This is a genomic window from Microbulbifer maximicatervae (SeqCode) (assembly GCF_052466985.1).
This window is the reverse complement of sequence record NZ_CP174298.1, coordinates 4,838,954-4,860,225: the sequence shown is the minus strand read 5'-3', so window position 1 is coordinate 4,860,225 and position 21,272 is coordinate 4,838,954. Positions and strand designations below refer to the sequence as shown.

At 50.5% G+C, this 21,272-nt stretch carries 19 protein-coding genes; 7 read left to right on the top strand and 12 right to left on the bottom strand.

Translation table 11 applies throughout. From position 1 onward, the window contains the following. Positions 1–9: 9 nt before the first annotated feature. Complete coding sequence (locus ACJJI3_RS21395) at positions 10–1,293, bottom strand: glutamate-5-semialdehyde dehydrogenase (protein ID WP_444940873.1); 1,284 nt, start codon at positions 1,291–1,293, stop codon at positions 10–12. A gap of 96 nt (positions 1,294–1,389) precedes the next feature. After that, entirely contained in the window at positions 1,390–1,971 is a 582-nt protein-coding gene (locus ACJJI3_RS21390) for an LON peptidase substrate-binding domain-containing protein (RefSeq protein WP_282931464.1), read from the bottom strand. 167 nt (positions 1,972–2,138) lie between these two features. On the opposite strand from ACJJI3_RS21390, the gene ACJJI3_RS21385 reads away from it, so the two are divergent. Beyond that, a complete protein-coding gene (locus ACJJI3_RS21385; RefSeq protein WP_507021866.1) occupies positions 2,139–2,441 on the top strand; it encodes a peptidylprolyl isomerase in 303 nt (100 codons plus the stop codon). A gap of 73 nt (positions 2,442–2,514) precedes the next feature. Here the strand turns inward: ACJJI3_RS21385 and ACJJI3_RS21380 are convergent, their stop codons facing one another. The 4 genes from ACJJI3_RS21380 to mpl form a co-directional block, all read right to left on the bottom strand. Next, entirely contained in the window at positions 2,515–5,097 is a 2,583-nt protein-coding gene (locus ACJJI3_RS21380) for an efflux RND transporter permease subunit (protein WP_444940872.1), read from the bottom strand. A 118-nt stretch (positions 5,098–5,215) separates the two neighbouring features. Beyond that, positions 5,216–5,503 carry an Rdx family protein gene (locus tag ACJJI3_RS21375; protein ID WP_282931461.1) on the bottom strand — a complete coding sequence of 96 codons (288 nt, stop codon included), beginning with the start codon at positions 5,501–5,503 and terminating at the stop codon, positions 5,216–5,218. Beyond that, positions 5,493–6,155, bottom strand: coding sequence for a flavin prenyltransferase UbiX (locus tag ACJJI3_RS21370; protein WP_444891899.1), 663 nt, complete (start codon positions 6,153–6,155; stop codon positions 5,493–5,495). Before ACJJI3_RS21370 ends, ACJJI3_RS21375 begins: the two co-directional genes overlap by 11 nt. A 31-nt stretch (positions 6,156–6,186) precedes the next feature. After that, the gene (gene mpl / locus ACJJI3_RS21365) at positions 6,187–7,569 is read right to left on the bottom strand and encodes a UDP-N-acetylmuramate:L-alanyl-gamma-D-glutamyl-meso-diaminopimelate ligase (protein ID WP_444907407.1); all 1,383 of its coding nucleotides are present in this window, start codon (positions 7,567–7,569) and stop codon (positions 6,187–6,189) included. Positions 7,570–7,856: 287 nt separating this feature from the next. On the opposite strand from mpl, the gene ACJJI3_RS21360 reads away from it, so the two are divergent. Continuing rightward, positions 7,857–9,119 (top strand): 6-phosphofructokinase, encoded by a 1,263-nt coding sequence (locus tag ACJJI3_RS21360; RefSeq protein WP_444891901.1) that lies wholly within the window; start codon positions 7,857–7,859, stop codon positions 9,117–9,119. Positions 9,120–9,185: 66 nt separating this feature from the next. On the opposite strand, the gene ACJJI3_RS21355 is transcribed toward ACJJI3_RS21360, so the two are convergent. From ACJJI3_RS21355 to ACJJI3_RS21345, 3 genes are all read right to left on the bottom strand, one after another. Beyond that, positions 9,186–9,548 carry a VOC family protein gene (locus ACJJI3_RS21355; RefSeq protein ID WP_413663152.1) on the bottom strand — a complete coding sequence of 121 codons (363 nt, stop codon included), beginning with the start codon at positions 9,546–9,548 and terminating at the stop codon, positions 9,186–9,188. A gap of 30 nt (positions 9,549–9,578) precedes the next feature. Beyond that, positions 9,579–9,947, bottom strand: a complete 369-nt coding sequence (locus ACJJI3_RS21350) for a hypothetical protein (protein WP_444940871.1) — start codon at positions 9,945–9,947, stop codon at positions 9,579–9,581. Between the two features lie 456 nt (positions 9,948–10,403). Further along, positions 10,404–13,256, bottom strand: a complete 2,853-nt coding sequence (locus ACJJI3_RS21345; protein WP_444940870.1) for an ExeM/NucH family extracellular endonuclease — start codon at positions 13,254–13,256, stop codon at positions 10,404–10,406. 264 nt (positions 13,257–13,520) lie between these two features. On the opposite strand from ACJJI3_RS21345, the gene ACJJI3_RS21340 reads away from it, so the two are divergent. Next, a complete protein-coding gene (locus ACJJI3_RS21340; RefSeq protein WP_444911424.1) occupies positions 13,521–13,991 on the top strand; it encodes a MarR family winged helix-turn-helix transcriptional regulator in 471 nt (156 codons plus the stop codon). Between the two features lie 2 nt (positions 13,992–13,993). Further along, positions 13,994–14,968, top strand: coding sequence for a S41 family peptidase (locus tag ACJJI3_RS21335; protein ID WP_444940869.1), 975 nt, complete (start codon positions 13,994–13,996; stop codon positions 14,966–14,968). A 28-nt stretch (positions 14,969–14,996) separates the two neighbouring features. Here the strand turns inward: ACJJI3_RS21335 and ACJJI3_RS21330 are convergent, their stop codons facing one another. After that, positions 14,997–15,596, bottom strand: coding sequence for a pyridoxamine 5'-phosphate oxidase family protein (locus ACJJI3_RS21330; protein WP_444940868.1), 600 nt, complete (start codon positions 15,594–15,596; stop codon positions 14,997–14,999). Positions 15,597–15,699: 103 nt separating this feature from the next. On the opposite strand from ACJJI3_RS21330, the gene pdxR reads away from it, so the two are divergent. From pdxR to ACJJI3_RS21315, 3 genes are all read left to right on the top strand, one after another. Beyond that, positions 15,700–17,154, top strand: a complete 1,455-nt coding sequence (gene pdxR / locus ACJJI3_RS21325) for a MocR-like pyridoxine biosynthesis transcription factor PdxR (protein WP_444940867.1) — start codon at positions 15,700–15,702, stop codon at positions 17,152–17,154. Between the two features lie 260 nt (positions 17,155–17,414). Further along, positions 17,415–18,224, top strand: coding sequence for a right-handed parallel beta-helix repeat-containing protein (locus ACJJI3_RS21320; protein WP_444940866.1), 810 nt, complete (start codon positions 17,415–17,417; stop codon positions 18,222–18,224). Between the two features lie 200 nt (positions 18,225–18,424). After that, positions 18,425–19,357 (top strand): ADP-ribosylglycohydrolase family protein, encoded by a 933-nt coding sequence (locus tag ACJJI3_RS21315; RefSeq protein ID WP_444940865.1) that lies wholly within the window; start codon positions 18,425–18,427, stop codon positions 19,355–19,357. 237 nt (positions 19,358–19,594) lie between these two features. Here ACJJI3_RS21315 and ACJJI3_RS21310 read toward each other — a convergent pair whose 3' ends face one another. Both ACJJI3_RS21310 and msrA read right to left on the bottom strand, forming a co-directional pair. Beyond that, on the bottom strand, positions 19,595–20,638 hold the full coding sequence (locus tag ACJJI3_RS21310; RefSeq protein ID WP_444940864.1) for an alpha/beta fold hydrolase: 1,044 nt from the start codon (positions 20,636–20,638) through the stop codon (positions 19,595–19,597). Positions 20,639–20,663: 25 nt separating this feature from the next. After that, positions 20,664–21,254 carry a peptide-methionine (S)-S-oxide reductase MsrA gene (gene msrA / locus ACJJI3_RS21305; RefSeq protein WP_444940863.1) on the bottom strand — a complete coding sequence of 197 codons (591 nt, stop codon included), beginning with the start codon at positions 21,252–21,254 and terminating at the stop codon, positions 20,664–20,666. Positions 21,255–21,272: the final 18 nt, after the last annotated feature.

The following is a 21,272-nucleotide window of genomic DNA, read 5'->3' as shown; positions in this document are numbered from 1 at the left end:
AAAAAGTGCTTATTGCCGGATATGGCCATCCCCGAACACAATCCATTTTTGCGAAGTGAGCCCTTCCAGGCCAACCGGGCCGCGGGCGTGGATTTTATCAGTACTGATACCAATTTCCGCCCCCAAGCCGTACTCGAAACCGTCAGCAAAACGGGTTGAGGCATTAATCATCACTGAGCTGGCATCCACAGCACTCATAAAGCGGCGGCTGCGACTGTAATCCTGGGTGACAATTGCCTCGGTGTGGCCGGATCCGTAACAGGCAATATGGTCCATAGCCGCTTCCATATCCGCAACAACACGCACAGCGAGAACCGGGGCAAGGTATTCCTCACTCCAGTCATCTTCTGTCGCCGCTACACAGTGAGGAATGATTTCACGGGTCCGGTCACAACCGCGCAATTCAACCCCTTTTTCTTCGTAGGCACCAGCCAAGCGCGGCAGTATATCCGCCGCAACCATCTCGGCAACTAAAAGTGTCTCCATGGCGTTACAAACACCATAGCGATGGGTCTTGGCATTGAGGGCGATATCGTAAGCTTTGTCCAGGTCAGCCCGATCATCGATATACACATGACAAACACCGTGTAGGTGTTTGATCACCGGCACCCGGGCTTCGCGACTGACCCTTTCAATCAGGCCGGTTCCGCCCCTGGGTACAATCACATCCACATATTCCGGCATGGTGATCAGGGCACCCACCGCCGCTCGATCGGTGGTATCGACAACCTGCACCGCCGTTTCCGGCAAACCCGCTTCGCGCAAGCCGGCGGTAATACAGGTGGCAATTGCCTTGTTCGAGTGCAGCGCTTCACTGCCTCCACGCAAAATTGTGGCATTGCCGGATTTTAAGCACAGGCTCGCTGCATCAATTGTCACATTGGGCCTGGACTCATAAATAATGCCCACCACCCCTAGGGGCACACGCATTTTGCCCACTTGAATACCGCTGGGGCGATAGCGTAAATCTTCAACTTCTCCCACCGGGTCGGGCAGCTCTGCCACCTGCACCAAGCCCTCGATCATGCCATCGATGCGGGCATCGTTAAGCTCCAGACGATCCAGAAGAGCCGCATCCAGGCCGCGCTCGCGACCGGCCTGCATATCCAATGCATTGGCCTTCAGTAAAGATACTCGCTGTGCCTCCAGTTGGGCAGCGATGGCTTTAAGAGCATTATTTTTGGTGGAGGTATCCGCAGCAGCTATCTGTTTAGCGGCGGTACGGGCTGCGCGCCCCATTTGTTCGAGCTTGGCGCGAGTGGATTGCTGATCAGCGGTGTCTGTGGCGGTCACTTGGCTCTCCGTGCAAAATCCGGTCGGCCGCGCAGTATAACCCAGCGAGACCCGGTTGAAAGTGCCGATTACCGGGCCCCACAGCTTTATATCTAGCTATTCCCGCGTCCAACGGTCCAGGTTCTCGGCGATGGTGGCAAGCCGCATAAGAGGATCTTCTACCGCCAACAGATCTGTACGAACCTTATCCTCCAGTGGCAGAAGCTGAGCCAGCTGCCAGGAAAGTGAGTCCGCAGACTCTACCGGCTCAAATTTAAGTGATAGCGTCTGTGCCCGCTCCTTCAACTCCTCCAACACCGACAGAAGACCATCGCAATCCGCCGGAATCGGCTTTTCATCTTCATCTGGTATCCATTCCACGTCCCCCAGAAGCAGGTCATCTTCTGCGCGACGGGTGTGGACAATGCGAAAGCGACGCCGACCTTTCACCTCCACATTTAGCAGCCCTCCCTCACCCTGCCCCCAATCCACGATGTCGACATAAACACCGAGAGGCCATACTGAAGCGCGCCCCACTTCGCCCCCGGAGCGAATCAAAACAATGCCGAAGCCGCTATTGGTTTTCATGGACTCACTGACAAGGTGAATATAGCGCTGCTCAAAAATCCGCAGGGGCAAAGTCACGCCGGGGTATAGAGGGACACTCAGGGGAAAAAGAGGTATCTGTTGCAAAGTCATCACTCATTATTTTTTATGTACCCTAAAGATAACATCGCCCTAGGGAACTCTGCGGCATGTTAAGAGACTTTTTACCGCCAACCGGTTGGATTGGGAGCAAGTTTTTCCACTTTGCGGTAATTGTCGCTGGCAAGCCCAACACCTAGCCTTTAAGCTGCTGCGGTAAATTGACCAAACGGAGATTTTTCATGCCTACAGCAACCGCTCGCCATATCCTGGTTGAAAATGAACAGCAGTGCCAGGACCTGAAACAGCAAATCGAGAACGGCGCTGACTTCGGTAAAATTGCCGAGCAGTACTCCCAGTGCCCCTCTAGCCGTTCCGGCGGTGACCTGGGCTCTTTCAGCAAGGGAATGATGGTTCCCGAATTTGACAAGGTCGTATTTTCCGAGGAGCTGCACAAGGTGCATGGCCCAGTCAAAACCCAGTTTGGCTACCACTTGCTGGAAATTACCAGCCGCCAGGACTGAGCCCTCGCTGTTAAGCAGCCATAAAAAAAGCCGGGGATATCCCGGCTTTTTTTATATTTCAAATTCCTTCGATTCAGGCGCTGGGCGCCTCCTGCATCGGTGCCTCGGGCTCAACTTTATCAGCTTGCCTCTGACGACCGAGCGGCTTGAACATCACCAGCAACAGGGGCAGAAGTGTCAGGGAACCCAACAGTGCGGCGGACATCGCCAGCGCGGTGAGGAGGCCGAAATAGATCGACGGAACAAACTTCGACAGCGCCAAAATTGAGAAACCGACAATAATCGTGATCGCTGTGTAGAACATGGCACGGCCAATCGTCGCATGGCTGCGGTGCATGGTCGCCAGGTAATTGCCATCTTTGGCAAACTCAGCGCGGAAGCGATACAGGTAATGAATTGCGTGGTCCACCCCGATACCCACGGTAATCGCAGCGATAGTGATGGTCATCATATCCAGCGGGATACCCGCGAGCCCCATACCACCAAGTACCACACAGGCCGCCAGCATATTTGGCACCAGTGCAATCAGAGCAATCCACAGAGAGCGGAATAGCACCAGGAACATCAGCAGGATTCCGACAAAAACGGCACCCAGGGTCAGGATCTGGGACTTAAACAGGCTCTGTAACATATTGTTGTACAGCACCAACAGGCCGGTCTGATGGACATTCTCTGGAGCAATACCCATCTCATTGTGAGCGTAGTTGTAGATGCGCTGGATCAGCTCATCGCGACGCAGGGTGGGGTCTGTCTCCATCACTCGCAGGGTGATACGAGCCTGGTTATTCTCCACGGATAAATAGGGGTCTACCAGAACGGAGCGAATTTCGGCCGGCAGGCTGGTATTGGCCACCGCCAGCTCAAAGTCATTGAGGGGGCCGCCATTCAGATCCACGGCAACTTTATACAGGGTCGCCAGAGATTGAACCTTGCCTATCTCCGGCTGCTCCTCCAGGTAATCATGCAGCTGCTCCAGCTTTGCCAAACCGGCAACCGTAAACCAGTAGCTCTGCTCCACTGACTCCTCTTCACCACCAAATGGATCATCGGAGGCAAAGGGGTCCTCATCTACAGCGAAGGGATCTTCCTCTGCTCCCATCGCAAAGGGATCTTCTTCCCCCTCGAAAGCTACCTCCTGCTCCTCGGGCTGATCCAGGATAATATCCAAGGTCACAGTGCCGCCCAGGCGGCGGTCAATCACCAGCATGCCCTGATAAATTTCCGTGGAATCATCGAAGTAATCGATAAAGCGGTTTTCCACCTTCAGCTGGGATATGCCCACCACACTCACGACCGCTGCCAGCAGTGAAATACCTAACACCACAAACTTGTGGCGCTCGGCAAAGCGGGAAAACTGCAGGGTAAATGCGTGGGAGTTATCTGCACTCACACTGCCCACACGCTTCGGCAGCACCATCAGGAAGCTGGGAATAATCAGGAACGACAGCAGCAGAGCCACAGTCACACCCATCGTCATCATCCAGCCAAAATCAATAACCGGGCGAATGCCGCTCACCACCAAGGACACAAAAGCCACGATGGTGGTCAGTGCGGTATACAGACAGGGCTTGGCCATAAAACGCACTGTCTGCAATACCAGCTTTTCAAGATCCCAATCCGGGTTCTGGGCAATATATTCCCGGTAGCGCACCGCCAGATGGATGGTAATTGCCAAGGTAATAATTAACAGCAGTGCGACAAAATTGGCCGAGATCACTGTCAGTCGCCAATCCAGCCAGCCGAGTAGCCCCAGCATCACCACCGCAGTGGTAACACAAGTCATCAGCGGCAACAGCACCCAGCGCGGCTGACGGAAAATCAGCAACAGGGTAATCACGATAAAAGCGAGTATCCCCACACCGAATACCAGCAGGTCGCTTTTAATAAACGAAATCATATCGGCGGTAATCATGGTGACACCACCGAGGAACAGCTCCGCTTCGCCGTTGTAGCCAGCCAGAATTGCACGCACGGTATCGACTCGCTGGTGGGCAATTTTCTCTTGCTCAGTACGATGGGCCAGATAGACCGCGCTGATCTCCTCCAGGCGAACGGCCTCTTCTGGAGTCAGTCCCTCTGTATTGCGCTTGCTGCGCAAAGCATCCCGCTCGCGCACCATCTCGATGCCGCGGCTATCCAGTTTCAGGTTCGCCAGAATGGCGGTCGTCTGCCCGTCCGGGCTCAGGATCAACTCCCGATAAATCGGGCTTGAGAGGAACTCTTGCCGGGCCATATCCCGATCGACATCGGGCCTGGCGAGCGTGCGCACCTCATCGCTGATATCGGTGAGAACCAGCTTGGGGCTGTACAGCAGTGGGACATCGAGAATGCTCTGCACACTGGACACACCATCTACCTTGGCCAATTCATCCCGCAACTTGCCCAGGGTTTCCAGGGACTCATCACTGAACAGGTCCCCAGTCTTGGAGCGGTAAGTGACAACCAGGAAGTCGCCACTGGCATAGCGCTCGGAAATCTCGCGGAAATAATCCAGGGATTTATCAGCTTCCAGAGTGAGGGAATCGGCAGAGGCGTCGATCTTCAGGCGGGACAATCCGAGGGCTGCCAGCAGGGTTAACAGGCCGATAACCACCAACACCACAGCGGGCCGCTTGGTCACCAAGTATTCATAAGACTTCTGTAAAGCTGACAGCATAAATTTCCGCTTCTTTCCAAACTAAAAACTGGCCGCATTGCGGCGCGCATATTGTTCGCCTATGCGATGAATTAGCAAACCTAAAATTTGCCACCGCACCGTTTTATTGGAACTTTTTTCAGGGATTGTCGATATGCCCCAGGTCGCGTTCGGGAAACAGGGTATCCCTGACGCGACGTTTGAGCTCCTTAGCACCGGGAAAGCCGCCGTCACGCTTGCGCTCCCAGATCAAAATTTCGCCAATCCGAATCTCGAATACTCCCCCAGTACCCGGTTGCAATGCAACCTGATTGAGGTCATCGGCGAAAGTGTGCAGCAATTCCTGGGCCATCCAGGTGGCTCGCAACATCCAGTTGCACTGCACACAGTAGTGAATCGTAATACTCGGTTTTATCTCATTGCCCATCCTGCTCTCCCCAGCTGGGCAACAGCTTCTGCTCGATGCCCAACTGGTCGAGCAACCGCGCCACCACGAAGTCCACAATATCTTCCACCGAACTGGGCCTCTGGTAAAAGCCAGGGCTGGCCGGCAGGATCATGGCCCCCATGCGGGTGAGTTTCAGCATATTTTCCAGGTGAATCTCGGAGTAAGGCGCCTCGCGGGGAACCAGAATGAGCTGGCGGCGCTCTTTCAGGGCTACATCCGCAGCCCGCTCAATCAGGTTGTTCGATGCTCCACAGGCCACCGCAGACAAGGTGCCACCACTTGCCGGGCAGATCACCATACTGGCTGGCGCCCCGGTTCCAGAAGCCACCGGGGAAAACCAATCGCGCTTGCTGAAAAGGGTCAGCTGGCCTTCCTGCGCGGCAAAACGATCGGCGAGGAAATTCTGCAACTCGCGCTCATCGCCCTCCGGCAACTGCATATCAGTTTCGGTGTTGATGACCACCTGAGCCGCCTCAGACAACAGCAACCACACGCGCACATTCGATGCCAGCAGGCATTGCAACAGGCGCAAACCATACTGAGCGCCGGAGGCCCCGGTCATAGCCAGGGTCACGGTCTTTTCGAAAGAGGATTGATGCAAAGTCGATACCTTATTCAGCCCTGCGAGCATAGGACTGCGCAGGAAACATTAGTCTTCTGACTTAGAGATCGTATTTCTGTTCCAGGGCACCGATAAGGCGCTGGTGGATACCGCCAAAGCCGCCGTTGCTCATCACTACGATATGGCTACCGGAATCGGCTAGCTGCAACACAGATTCCACACCATCTTCAATCGAATCAAAAGTTTTGGCCGGCACCGATGAGTGGTGGGCGACGTCTTCCAGGGACCAGTTAACTCCCTCAGGCTGATACCAGAGCACCATATCGGCTCCGGAGCAGGAGTCGGCCAGCTTGCCCTGGTGCACTCCCATACGCATGGTATTGGAACGCGGTTCAATCAGGGCAATGATTTTATCCTCCCCTACCTTCGCCCGCAGACCATTGAGGGTGGATTCAATCGCGGTAGGGTGATGGGCAAAATCATCGTAAACACGGATGCCGGCCACTTCTCCCAGGCACTCCATACGGCGTTTAACCCCCTGGAAGCGTGCCAGAGCTGCCGCACTCAAATCTGGGGTGACACCCACATGCCGCGCCGCAGCCATAGCCGCGAGGCCATTTTGCACATTGTGCTGCCCGGTCAGGTCCCACTCGACCCGCGCCACAGCTTCGCCTTTGAACTGAACCGTAAAACTGCTGCCATCGGCGGCAATATCCACTGCGCACCAATCACCCACTCGCACACCTTCGGCAGACTCGCTGCCAACCCGCTGCACTTCACTCCAGCAGCCTTTATCAAGCACCTGCTCTACATTCTCTTCGGCAGAGGCCACTATCAGGCCGCTAGCAGGCACAGTTCGTACCAGGTGATGGAATTGTTTCTGGATTGCCGCCAGGTCCTCAAAGATATCTGCGTGGTCAAATTCGAGATTGTTGATAATCACCGTGCGCGGGCGGTAGTGCACAAACTTGGAACGCTTGTCGAAAAAGGCAGTGTCATACTCATCCGCCTCGACAATAAAGAAGGGAGACTCTCCCAAACGAGCAGAGACACCAAAATTAGCCGGAACTCCACCAATCAGGAAGCCGGGCTGCATATCTGCCGCTTCCAAAATCCAGGCCAGCATACTGGCGGTGGTGGTTTTACCGTGGGTTCCGGAAACCGCCAATACCCAGCGGCCACCCAGGAAATGATCGCACAACCACTGGGCGCCAGAGGTGTAAGCCAACCCTTTTTCCAACACCGCCTCTACCGCCGGATTTCCCCGGGACATGGCATTACCAATAATCACCAGGTCCGGGACGGGCTCCAGCTGTGCGGGATCATAGCCCTCGGTAATTTGGATACCCGCCTGTTGCAACTGGGTGCTCATAGGTGGATAAACATTGGCGTCACTGCCGGTTACGCGGTGCCCTTCCGCCACCGCCAGTTGGGCCAAACTGCCCATAAATGTGCCGCAAATACCTAGAATATGAATATGCATAGCGGAAAAATGTACTCCTACGGGTTGCGGCGCAAGCTTAACACGGCAATTCGGGCCAGTAATTGCCAAATACCCCAGTTACCATGCAATTTACTCGCTATTCCATTAGACTCCGCCCCCGCATTGGTCGGCCTCATCCCCGGTACGGTGGTAGGAATTTTCCCGAAAGGGTCGACACCCGATACGAGCTCCCGGTTATCCCCACTGGCACAAATGTTTAAAACTAGATGCGAGGCGGACTACCGGATCGGGATACTTCTCTATATCTCTATAAGCACAGGATAACCATGTCGAAAAAGAACGCCTTTTATGCGCAGTCCGGTGGCGTTACCGCCGTGATCAACGCATCCGCCTGCGGCGTAATTGAAGCTGCGCGTGAAAACCCGGACCAGATTGGCAATGTCTACGCAGGGCTAAACGGTATTCTCGGCGCGCTGCGCGAGGAGCTGATCGACGTGAGCCAAGAGAGCGCAGAGGATATTGCTGCACTGCGCCACACCCCCTCCGGTGCCTTTGGTTCCTGCCGCTATAAGCTGAAGAGTCTGGAAGAGAACCGCGCAGAATACGAGCGCCTGATCGAAGTCTTCAAAGCGCACAATATTGGCTACTTTTTTTACAACGGTGGTGGCGACTCAGCAGACACCTGCCTGAAAGTATCCCAGCTGTCCGAGACCATGGGTTATCCAATCCAGGCCATCCATATTCCCAAAACTGTAGATAACGACCTGCCCCTGACCGACAACTGCCCGGGCTTTGGCTCCGTTGCCAAATATGTTGCCGTTTCCACCAAGGAAGCGGCCATGGACGTGGCCTCCATGTGCGCTACTTCCACCAAGGTATTTATTCTCGAGGTGATGGGCCGTCACGCGGGCTGGATTGCCGCTGCCGGCGCTCTGGCCCAGGAACAGGAAGGCGATGCACCCCACATTATCCTGTTCCCGGAAATCGCTTTCGATAAAGAGAAGTTCCTCGCCAAGGTACAAAAGACCGTAGACGAGAAAGGCTACTGCGTTATCGTCGCCTCCGAAGGCGCCCAGTACGGCGACGGCACCTTCCTTGCCGATGCCGGCACCACCGACGCCTTTGGTCACAAGCAGCTGGGCGGTGTTGCACCGACCCTGGCCAACATGGTCAAAAGCGAACTCGGCCTGAAGTATCACTGGGCCCTGGCAGATTACCTCCAGCGCGCCGCCCGCCATATCGCTTCTGCTACTGACGTTGAGCAAGCCTACGCCGTAGGTCGCGCCGCAGTGGAAATGGCTGTAGCAGGCAAAAATGCCATTATGCCAGCCATTATTCGCGCAGAAAGTGAAGAGTACAGCTGGTCCATCGCAGAGGCGCCGCTGTCTGAAGTCGCCAACGTAGAAAAATTTATGCCGCGCGAATATATCAGCGAAGATGGCTTTGGAATTACTGAAGAGGGACGCAAGTACCTGCTGCCATTAATTCAAGGCGAGGATTACCCTCCCTACAAAAATGGCATTCCCCAGTACGCCACCCTGAAAAAGCAGCTGGTGGAAAAGAAGCTGGGTACTGATTTCGAAGCTTAATAGAAACGGTTGCCAGTCTCCCAAAAGCCTCCGAGTAAAATCGGGGGCTTTTTTCTGTAAACGCCTCTACGCAGACTCCACATCAGACCAAACCGCAAATTCATTGCCGCAAGGTTCCCTAAAATGGAAGCGCCTGCCACCGGGAAACGGGAAAATTGGCTTGGCTATTTCGGCTCCGCATCGCGTGACCTTCTCCAGGGTACCCTCCAGGTCGCGGCTGTATAACACCACTAATGCAGATCCATTTTCAGTAGTGCTCTGCAACTCTGCCTTGAAAAAGCCACCATCCAATCCAGCATTTGAAAAAGCGGTGTACTCCGGACCGTAATCGGTAAAAGTCCAATTAAAAGCCTCGGTAAAGAATGCTTTTGTCTTACCCAAATCCCTGGAGGGCAACTCAATATAATTAATTTTCTCGCACTCTCTCATAAGCTCACCATTTTCCTTATTTTTCAATTTTCAGGCTGTAGGTCGCACAGGGGTATTCACCACCCGAAAACTGCCATTTGCCAGCGCTAGTGGCCGATCCTGATAGAGAATAATGGCGCGATCCATCATCTGTACAAAATCGAGCATCGCATAAAGCACCACACCTTTTCGCCCCTGATATATATCAGGCCGATAAATCAACGCCGCCATCCTATCGTCCATGGCTTCATAGGTATATGAAGCCTCCCCAACTAACTCTCCCGACGCCGTAACATAACAATGTGTCGCGGTTTCATAGGTTACCGTGTGGGTAGAAAGGTCGGGGAAATCACCTTGTTTTGAATAGTGTGTGCCGGTCCATTCCAGGCTTAAACCTTCCAATGTCTTAAATGCCTGCAAACTATGTCTCCCCCAGTGGTTTAATAGCTTCGCCGATCACTAGTAACTGATTTACCTGAAGCAATAAAACACACGCTGACTGAAAACGACACTCCTTGCATTAAATATTTATCTATTTTGATACGCCTCCGATAGTCCCCAATGATACCTCAATACTCCAGAAAGACATCTTAGGCACTTTGCTCAAGTCTTTTTCCAATTCAGGGATCGGGCACGCACAAACACTTTCCCCTCCAATGGTCCATATAAAAAAGATTTTAATGACTCGCAATGGAGCCTTGCCGGGCTACCAATATGAAAACGAGGAAGTGAAACACTCGGGCATATACCCACGAAGGTAAAGAAGAAAAATACGCAATTAACGCGGGGAGGAAAGAAAACGGCCGAATATCTCTTGCCTTAATATCCGACCGTTCAATATGTGGAGTTAATTATTTATTGTTGTTGATATCCATCTCAGTGCCAAAACGGCTTGCGAATCTCAATTTCACGGTAGGCTTTATCTTCATTACCGAAATCGTCTTTCACAGTCAGGGTAATTTCATAACTACCACCGGTGGCATAGCGATGCAGTGCCATGGGGCCGGAGCGGCTGGTGCCATCGTCAAAGTCCCACTCATAGCTCAGGTTACCGTCGCCATCGTAACTACTGCGCTCTTCAACCCACACCCAGCGCAGGAAACTGTGCACTTTAAAGTCAGCCTGAAGCTCAACAACTTCATCAACCTGTACAAGCTGCTCAACGGTGGAGATCGCTCCCCGGTCGTCCTCAACCTGGAGAATTACAGAATAAGTGCCTGCTGCATCGTAGCTATGACTGGGGTTTTGCTCAGTACTGGTAGTGCCATCACCAAAATCCCAGGCCCAGCTAACGATAGTGCCATCGGTATCGACGCTGCTGTCGAAGTAGTTCACTTCGAAGCCTTCAACACCCCACTCAAACCCGGCAACCGGCTCCTGGTTATCTGCCCCCAGGTCCAACTCAACCACAAGCGGATCGTGATCTGAAGCGCGGAATGCATCAGTCGAGTAGAAACTCTCCACCTGCTCATCGGTTTTATTCTCGATGTTGTAATCCAGCACCCGAGGCTCATCGGCATTGATATGCCAATCGGCCGCACCTGTTACCAGAGGAGCCAGTGATTCACTGGCGAGAGCGTGATCCAAGTAGCCGGACTCACCGCTGTAAACATAGGAGTAGGCTTCTCCTTCACCGAAAACCTCCAACAAATCAGCGTAGCCAGCGTCCTTTAGAGTGCTAATTGGGTTTTCGCGGGCATAGCTATTGAGGTCACCGAGCACCAGAACACGATCGGTGCCGCTACCTGTCGGGTCAGAATCAATCCATGAAACCAGGGCATCTGCGGCTTCGGTGCGCAGCGAGTTCCAGCAGCCCTGTCCATCACCCAGATCATCGTTCAAACTGCCATCGTCAGGACAACTTCCCTTTGATTTGAAGTGATTGACCACCACGGCCAGCTCTTCACCACTTGATAGTTCGGCAAAAGCTTGTAGCAGTGGTTGGCGGTTACCGTCATCAAAGGGATAGCTATCAGTTGTCGCAGCAGCGCCTACAGGCATTACCCGATCGCTGCGATAAATCAGCCCCACAGAAATTTCATCGGTGCCCAGTTGAGTCAGGTCTGGATTAACAAATTGATAGTTTTCACTGCCAGTAGCCGTGTTAAGGCCATTAATTAAATCCTGAATAGCACTTTCTGAACCGTAGCCATCGTTCTCAATTTCCATTAAGCCAACTACATCGGCATCCAGGTCTAAAATAGCGGAGATAATTTTATTTCTCTGGCGCAGGAATTCTTCTTCAGTATCAGCCCCACGGGAAGTAGGGAAACCGCCGCCATAACCATCGCCATTAAAATAATTCAGAACATTAAAGCTGGCGATCTTTAAACTGCCCTTACCCGGTAATTGTGGAGCGCTTTCACGCAGGTTGGCAGCAACAAATTCTGGCGCCTCCACGGGATGTACTCGGTAGGCGCTGTAGCTATACCCCATTACACCGCGCAATCCCTCTACCGTATCGCCATTGCGTAAGGTATTACTGGCACTGAGGCCAGAGACCGGGTATGGCACCGCTTCCGGGTTCTGCACACTGGAACCATCGTCCAACACAATCCTGTTCAGATCGTTAGCACTTTCCTGTGCTACGGCTGCAACCCCAGGCTCATTGTTGTGGGTGGGAATATAGAGACGGCCATTGGCCAGGGTGACTTCACCATAGCGCCCCAGGTTATAGTGGTCATTCACCATCAGGGCTTGCGGGAACTCAACCAACATCCCCTCGTATTGCTCCTGCTCTTCAGCAGAACTAAACGGCAGGGAGACTTCCTCGGCAGTGACACTGTAGCCGCTACCGCAAACCGTAACACCATCAACCTCATCTAATTCGGTAAAGTCATAGTATTCAGTAACCACACCACCGACGCGAACCAAGTCTCCGACTTGCACATCTACACCGAAGCCTTTGTCGTGTATAAACAGTCCCTCAGAGGTATTGATCTGGCCATCCTGATCACTGTCTTCCTCTTGCAGGAAGAAGCCGGAAAGGCCGGTGCTGGTATCTTGGAAATCACCAACAACAACCGCTTCAATTTCGTGGCGCTCATTCTCCAGAGTGCTTTCAAACTCATCACCCTGAACCTGGCTGATTAACGTAGAAATATCTCCGCAATCGCCGAGAACAACATCGCCGCCCCCGCCGTCATCTCCGCCACCAGTGCCGTCTTCGCTGTGCCAGCCGAGGTTGGAAAAGTCATCCTGACCTGCGCTAGACCACTCTGAAGCTGGGTCAAAATCCGTACTGCCGTCGGCACGGCCTTCGCTCACACTCCAGTTGCGAATTAAGGTTTGATTTTGGGTCCCCAGACTGCTGTCGCCCCATTGGCTACCGGGATCAACACCGATCTGGCCGATAACATCCACATATCCATTGGGGCCACTCAGGGCAACCGCATCATCCCCGTTAAACAGGCCGCTGGTATAAATCTGATCGGCTACTGACAGGATTGAGGAATCAGCACTGGCGTGGGCGAATACGTAAACATCGCCGTCTGCCAAGCTGCCACTTAGGGCGATGGTTGAAGCCGCCGCAGAGGAGCCATTGAAGTAAAGTTCAATGCTGTAGCTACTGAGGTCAACCGCTGCACCCGTGCCATTGTAAATTTCAAGGGCCTTATTATTGCTACTGCCCTCGATATATTCAGAAATAATGAGGTCGCTGGCTTGGACCTCTTCAGCCAAAAATGGTAACCCCAGGGCTGCAAGGGCAGCCAAGCCAATCTCTTTCATAATGTTCTCTTCACTCGTACCTGACACAGATCACGCGGCGCAAAGATTGGCGGTTAATTCCTAAAGTTCGATGAATGAAATATGAAATTTAAATTTCAGCTCTTTGTTCAAAAATCCATTTCACGCAGAACCCGCCAAACTCGCCACACAATGCAAAAAAAGCGCCAAAGAATTTGTACGGGGTGATGAATAGCGGCAAAGAAGCTTGAAAAGTTCGCCAAAAATTATATAGTCACTTATATAAGTGCTTATGGAGCAGCTTTTATGAAATACAGCCAACTGGGGACTCAGCTTCGTCACATTCTGGAATTACTGGATGGCGATGTAGCAGAGAGCTATAGGGCCTGTGGCCTGGAGAATTACAAACCCCGCTACACCCCGATAATGCGTGCACTTATCCACAAGAGAGATATCACCATTAGTGAGGTGGTAGCGAGCACCCACATTTCCCAGCCCGCAGTGAGTCAAACTGTAAAAGACATGATTAAACAAGGGCTGGTACAGACCTCTTCTGGAGAAGATGCTCGCCAGCGCAAAATACGCTTGACCCGCAAAGGCAGTGCGTTGATACCCAAGTTAAAACAGCAGTGGATAGCAACTCTGGAAGCTGAGCAGTCCCTCAATAGCGAATTACCGACAGAACTCTCAGAGCTGCTCAATCAAGCAATTCAAGCTTTAGAGAAACGTCCTTATTTAGAGCGGATACAAGAAAATCTATCAATAGAGGCTACATAAATATGAAACGCCAACTCAAGATGAGTTTAGCGGTATTAATCAGTTTTTTTTCCATGTCTCTCGCGGCAAGTTCCGGCGCAATGAGTTCCTGCCAGTTTGAGACAGGCCTGGTTATTAAAGCTGCTGCAGTAGCTATTCAGAAGCACTATATATTGGAGGAAAAAGGACAGACGCTATCCGCTCAACTCAATAGCCTGGCAGAATCCAAACACTTTAATCATCTTTGTAGTGACTACCAACAATTAGCCAGCGCACTTACCAAAGAAATTCGCACCCTTTCCGGTGATAAGCATTTCTATATAGAGCATATAGATAACCAAAAAGAAGCCCATAATTGGATTGAACAGTGGCAGGCTGAAGCGCCCAGCAATAACTACGGCGTTAAGAAAATTGAGATTCTTCCCGGTAACATTGGCTACCTTTCCCTCTCTTCTTTCCACACCTATAAAAATGCCCACCAAACCCTCGCTGCGGCTTTCACCCTGCTTCGCCACAGCGAGGGCCTAATACTCGACTTACGCAGTAATGGCGGCGGAGACGAAGAAACCGCCAATGCTGTTCTGCAGTCATTTATTGACCCCCATTCTCCCTTTCCCTTTGTTATTGAAAGCCGCGAGGGGAGAGAAATACCGAAACGTATTTCACCTCAACCCTGGCCCAGCTATGGGAGTGACAGACCAATGGTCATTCTGATTGACGGGAGATCCTTCTCTGCATCTGAGAGTACCGCCTTCGCACTACAACAGCTGGGCCGAGCCACGATTGTCGGTAATGCCAGCGCCGGTGGGGCACATATGATGGAGTCTCCTCAATCCCTCCCCTATGGCTTTGAAATCGGTATCCCAGATAAACGCCCGGTTTCTACGATTGCCGGCAGCCGCCCCAACTGGGAAGGACAGGGTGTTATCCCCGATATTGAAGCCGGCCAGCAGGAGATCATTCAAATCGCATTAAAAGTAGTGGCAGAGGCCCTATAAGGCTCCCTTTACTTTGCTAAATTGAGCACTAGCGAAACGGGCACACAGGCTTGACCCCGCTCCACACAGGCAGAGCCAAGTCCTCTTTATTATCGGATGGCGCGCCAGTTCGGCTTTTGAAAGCCCCCTCCTCTATGGTCAGGCGCATCAAAGCTGTTCCCTTGCGCTCCTGTAGGCTGGGGAGGCGCACCTGATCCCAGCGCCCCGGCTCTATATCATCAATAATCGCTTTAAAAACCGCATCAAATTCCCGCTGCTCTTTGACCCTCTCACCTCGGCAAAACAATACCGCAGAGCGATAATTAGCACTGTGATGATAAGCTGACTTGGCCAGTACCCACTCATCGCAGCGGGCAAATGAAATACAGACCTGTTCTCCTGCCTCCAATAGTTTTTGTAGCCGGCTCTTGTTAGCCAGGTGAAAATACAAAAACTCCCCCAGACGCCAAATGGTTAAAGGAATAATGATGACTTCACCGTCTTCAATAAAACCGACATGGCCCAGTTTTAGCTCATCGACAAGCTTATAAACATCCTCTCGCCGATAACTGGCACGTTTCGGGGCACGACGTACACGACTCTTCGCTGAGGTTGGCAATTCATCAGAGATTGGCGAATGTAAATTCATAAAACCTCCTTTAATTCACTCTGGTATGAAATAGATATCGCCAATGTAGGATCTTACTGGTACGCTGATAAGCGCCAGTTTTAATTATTTTATGGTGCCAGTTTTGAGTGCTGCCGAACTTACAGACCTAACTCTCGAATCAGGCCAGCCGCTACAGGAACAGTTGTATCGACAATTGGTAGATTGGATCTGCAACGGCCGGCTGGCTGCTGGTACCAAGCTCCCCTCCTCGCGCCGATTGGCAGAATCCCTCTCTATCAGCCGCAATACAGTGACATTAGTTCTGGACCAGCTGAAAGCAGAGGGCTTCCTTACCAGCCATCCAGGGAAAGGCGTATTTGTATCTCCCGAATTGCCGGCCTACACAAAGAGAACACACAGACAAGGTTGGCTAGCACAGAGGAATAGGTACTTACCATCACTTTCTCACTATGGTGATTTTGCACAGACTTTATCTTGGGGTAAGAAAAGTGAAGATCAATCTCTTCCCTTCACCCCCGGCCTACCGGATCTAAGCTCATTTCCATTCACTATTTGGAATAAATTATACCGCCGCCACCAATCCAGGTTAGCTCTCACAGGTTACGGGCAAAGCCAAGGTTATTTACCTTTGCGTATGGCACTTACGGAATACTTGCGCAACTCCCGGGGAGTTTGCTGTAACGCTGAACAAATTATTATTACCAATGGAGCTCAGGAGGCCCTGAATTTATGTGCACTAGTCGCGATCAACCAGGGAGACAAGGTTTATATAGAAGATCCGGGATATCGCCGTGCTCGAGCAGCTTTCCAATCTGTTGGAGCAAAGCTCGTACCAGCGAACCTGAAAGATAAGCACTTGGATGTGGATAAGCTGGTCAGTAGTGCAACCGAAGCCAAGTTACTTTTTACCACGCCAACACATCAGTACCCAATGGGTGGTGTTATGCCTGCTGGTGAACGAATCAAATTATTGGATTGGGCGACACAGGCAAGCTGCTGGATAATTGAAGATGATTACGACAGTGAATTTTCATTCCAACACAAACCCATCGCAGCACTCCAGGGGATGGGAGAAAATACACCTGTACTCTACATGGGGAGCTTTAGTAAGACCTTGCTACCCAGCCTAAGATTGGGCTATTTAGTGGTGCCTAAATCTACAGTAGCGGCATTTACCCAAGCAAAAGAAATGTTATCTGGCCACTCCCCCTTAGTCACACAAGCTGTCGTGGCAGACTTTCTCGATGAGGGGCATTTTGTGCGACATCTTCGCAAAATGCGTGCTAGTTATATGAAGAAATGGGAACATTTCTGTCAGCTTATTCGAGAAGAAATACCACCTCCAGCCGGACTAATTGCCAGTAGTGCCGGTATGCACTTGGTAATATCTACACCGGGACACGACGACATCACCCTTTCAAAAAAAATACGCGAATACGGATTTGGCAGCACACCACTATCGCTCTTCTATTCCAATAAAACTGAAGATCCAGGATTGGTGCTCGGGTTTGCCAACACAACTTTCGAACAGAGGGCAGATTGCGCAAAGATTCTCGCAAAAACCCTGAAAAAGTAGCCATAACAAACCCAAACGAAACTTATTTTTATAATGCAGGTTTCTTCATTCTTCGCACTAGCATTAAGCGCCTCCACCTAAAATAAAAAAGTAAATATTTTAATAGAATAAAAACAATCTATTATCACCAAAATATCAAATAAAACCCAATAAATTAGGAAAAATTTCCTATGGCTCTTTCTCAAACCTAGGTCACAATCTCCATGGCTTTGGGTGTTCACTCTCTTTTTTAATTACTCAGATAATTAGGGAAATTTGATATGAAAAATAGAAATATGAATTCTATAAAAGCATCATTACTCGCTGTATCCGGTATTGCCGCACTATCGCTCTCCGCCGTCGCTTCAGCTGTCAGCTGTGGAGATACCATTACAACAGCAGAAGTACTCACCGGCGATATTCTTAGCTGCGCAAGCCATCCTGCACTCGTGATAGATGCTGGCGGATCACTCGATATGGCGGGTTACCATCTCAGTTGCGATGGCAGCGGAATTGGCATTCAATTGAAAGACAGTGATAGAGTCCTTGAGGATACTGTTGGTGGAAGCACTATCACAAACTGTAACAATGGCGTATCAGCCGAAGGTGATGGCAGCCATCAAATCTTTGATATCACTGCTTCATCAAACTCTATTGCAGGAATCGCACTTTGGAGTTCAGGTAATACAGTTGAAGCCACCGATGCTAGCGGCAATGGGGGAATGGGTATACGCGTTATGGGTGACGGTAATCGTGTGAGATACTCTTATGCATCAAGTAACGGTCTCCAAGGAATAAAGATCGTTGGTGACAATACTCTCATCAGATTCAATGAGACGATTCTCAATACATCGAGTGGGATTGTAATTGATAGTGGGGATGGCGGCATTGTTGCCAATAATCTATCAGATAATAACGGCGTTAACGGCATTATGATGTTGGGATTGGGTCAAGTCGGATACTTGATCATTGGCAATACCGCAGAAAATAATGCCGGTGCAGATCTTGCTGACCACAACCACCCTGCTTGCACTGGCAATGTATGGATTAGAAATACTTTTGGAAGTGCTAACGATGCCTGTATTAATTAAATGATATAGCGACTTTAGCGGCGAGCCGATTAGTTTTAAATATCGGCTCGCTCTCACCTAAAACAAAACCCTTCCCCTCGCGGGCCATTAACTACCAATAAGTGTTTTCTAGAATAAAATTGTCACTTATAACAGCAATTAATAGTGATCCTTATAGCTAGTAGCGACTTCCCCTGAGAATAAGGTATAGAAATCAAAGAATGATAAAGCTCAGTAAATACAGAGGTTGCTTTAAAGGAATAGCCATCGGCGATTCATTTGGCGCCCCATACGAGGGTGGCGTTCTAGAAAGACAACTCTGGAAAATTATTGGGAAAACCGAACAGGGCAAAAAGCGCTACACCGATGACACGCAAATGTCTATTGATATTGCGACCTCCTTTCTTGAACATAATTACCTTGATCAAGACCACATAGCCAAAAAATTTGCCCAAAGTTATCGCTGGAGCAGAGGATATGGTCCCAGTGCAGCGAAACTACTAAAAGGCGTCAGGGACGGTAAACGCTGGCAAGATTTAAACCGAAAAAAATTTAAGCACGGTTCTATCGGCAATGGGGCCGCCATGAGGGCACCTATTATTGCCCTCTGCCATCCCCAAAATGACTACCGCCTCAAGCAATATGTACAATCGGTGTCTGAAATCACCCACGCCCATCCAGTTGCTGTCGAGGGAGCATACTTGATCGCTATAACCATCTGTGAATCCCTGCAAGACCATTCAAACAGAGAGATATTGAACAAACTTGAAGTAAGTTGTAAGTCCGAAATATATCGCTACAAACTGGAAAAGTGTGCGACTCTACTGTTTAACCAGAAGATTCCACATCCGCAGCAAATCAAGCAATGGCTAGGTAATGGTATTACCGCGCCAGAGTCCTGTATCACTGCCATTTATTTTGGACTTAAGTATCGAAACTCTCCTTTAACGTCTGTATTAGCTAATATTTTTTCCTTAAGTGGTGACACAGATACCTTGGGTGCCATGGCTGCTAGCATCTGGGGAGCATTAAATGGAGAAGACCGAATGGAAAGCATGGCCGACAAGGTCGAAAACATCGATTTTATTACTGAGCTTTCTGAGAAACTCTATTTCACCCAATATCAGCATGAACAAGCCTTACAACCCGCATAGCCTACTAAAAAGGGAAAAGGGAAGAATACACCGCGCTTGGACCCTATGAGGCATGGATGCCGATTAGAAGCTTACAGGGATGTATTCGCAGTGAGTCTCGAGTGCGGTGTATTCTTTCCTTTCACCCCAGTAGTAAGCCTTAAAAAAGTAGAGCGGATCGTAAAATAACCAAAATGTTAATTTAAAAATCTCTGACAGCTTAACCAGAGCACCATGAGGCTATTAAGAAGTGCTTTATTAGGACTGGATACTTCTCACCCTGGCCAAAAGCTTTTCGATACTATCAACAGTAGTGCGCGCCCCAATAGCGCCAACAAAGAAGAAATGGTTACCTGTAACGGTCTGTGAAAAATAAGCGGAAGACGAGCGGATTATAAGCTGTACTAGCTCCCACCTTTCCCTTGGAATCTGCTCTGGAGATGCACCTCCTAAAAGTTTACTGGCAAGTACTCGATTGCGAATAAATGCCCAATCATCAATATTGCACAGCACATTTTCCAAATCCCCCATTGAATCACTCTGAATAACAACGGGAATTGGATAGTCCAAGAAGTCAAAGGTGTTTGCCGTTTTCAATGCCCTGGAAAGATCTTCCTTAAACCCTTGCCCATCATACATTAATCCAGTGCCAATAAGCGCGATGGGAATTGCTCCAAGGAACGCCTCCAGATAGATATCTTTGGGGATAATTGTGTGTTGGTTTAAGGTGTTCTGCTCATCAAGCGCGGCCAAAAAGGCAGGATATATGCCCTTTCGACTGGCCATCCCATCAACTGTCATTTCGATGGCCTTGGCATTAGCTTCAGGAAGAAAGCCCGGCAACGCGGGTTCTGCGGCCATAGCCACAAAGCATTCAATCGAAAAATTCAAGGCTTTCGCCGCCCTCGCTAGAGCCCCAGCGATTTTCCCTCCCATACTCCAGCCGCACACCACTACCGAATTTGGAAGGTTATATTCAGACAAAATCTTGGCAATAATTTCTGCAGCCTGATCTCCCCAATCTTGAATTGTAAACTCCGGGTGAGTACTGCAAAAAACCGCATTTTCCATAGGGTAAGAAATAGCAAGGAAGGGAAAACCCGCTAGATTGACCCAGTGACTTATAAAATCATCTGGGCGGCCACCGGGATAGCCGTAGAAAATACGCGCTAGATGTGCTGTGCCTGGAATAAATACCATTAGCGGACTGGTACTAACCGCCGGTATATAACGGTAAAGCACTGGAAAATCATTGATTGTTTCCAGGACTTCCCCGTCATACAAAGTGGGACTCGGTGCCATATTCACCCTGCGGAGAGGCAATCCGTTAACTTGGCGCTTTCCCCCAGACCTCCTCTAAGCGCTTATCACGCCCACAGCGGTAGCGATAATACTTGTAACGCAGAGGATTACGTTGGTAATAGTCCTGATGGTAGGCCTCTGCGGGATAAAAGGTTGCAGCGGGTTTTATTTGTGTCACCACCTTTTTACCCAACTCCGCTTCTACCTTTTTCTTGCTCTCCTCTGCTAACACCTTTTCTTCTTGACTGCCGTAAAAAATTTCGGCTCGGTACTGGTCACCGCGATCGCAAAATTGACCACCGGAATCAAAAGGGTCAACGTTGTGCCAAAAAATATTCAGTAAGTCGGAATAGCTGACTTTATTCGCATCGTACTTTACCTGAACAACTTCCGCATGCCCCGTACCACCGGAAGACACCTGTTCATAGGTTGGGTTTTTGACATGGCCACCGCTGTATCCTGAGGTGGTTTCCAGGACGCCATCGACCTTGTCAAATGGCGGCTCCATGCACCAGAAACACCCTCCTGCAAAAATAGCCGTGCGAATATTCGATGAATCCTGAGCCAGGGAAATACTGGCCAATGAGAGGAACAAGAGAGCAATAATACTGCGCATCATTCAGTCCTTTACCGA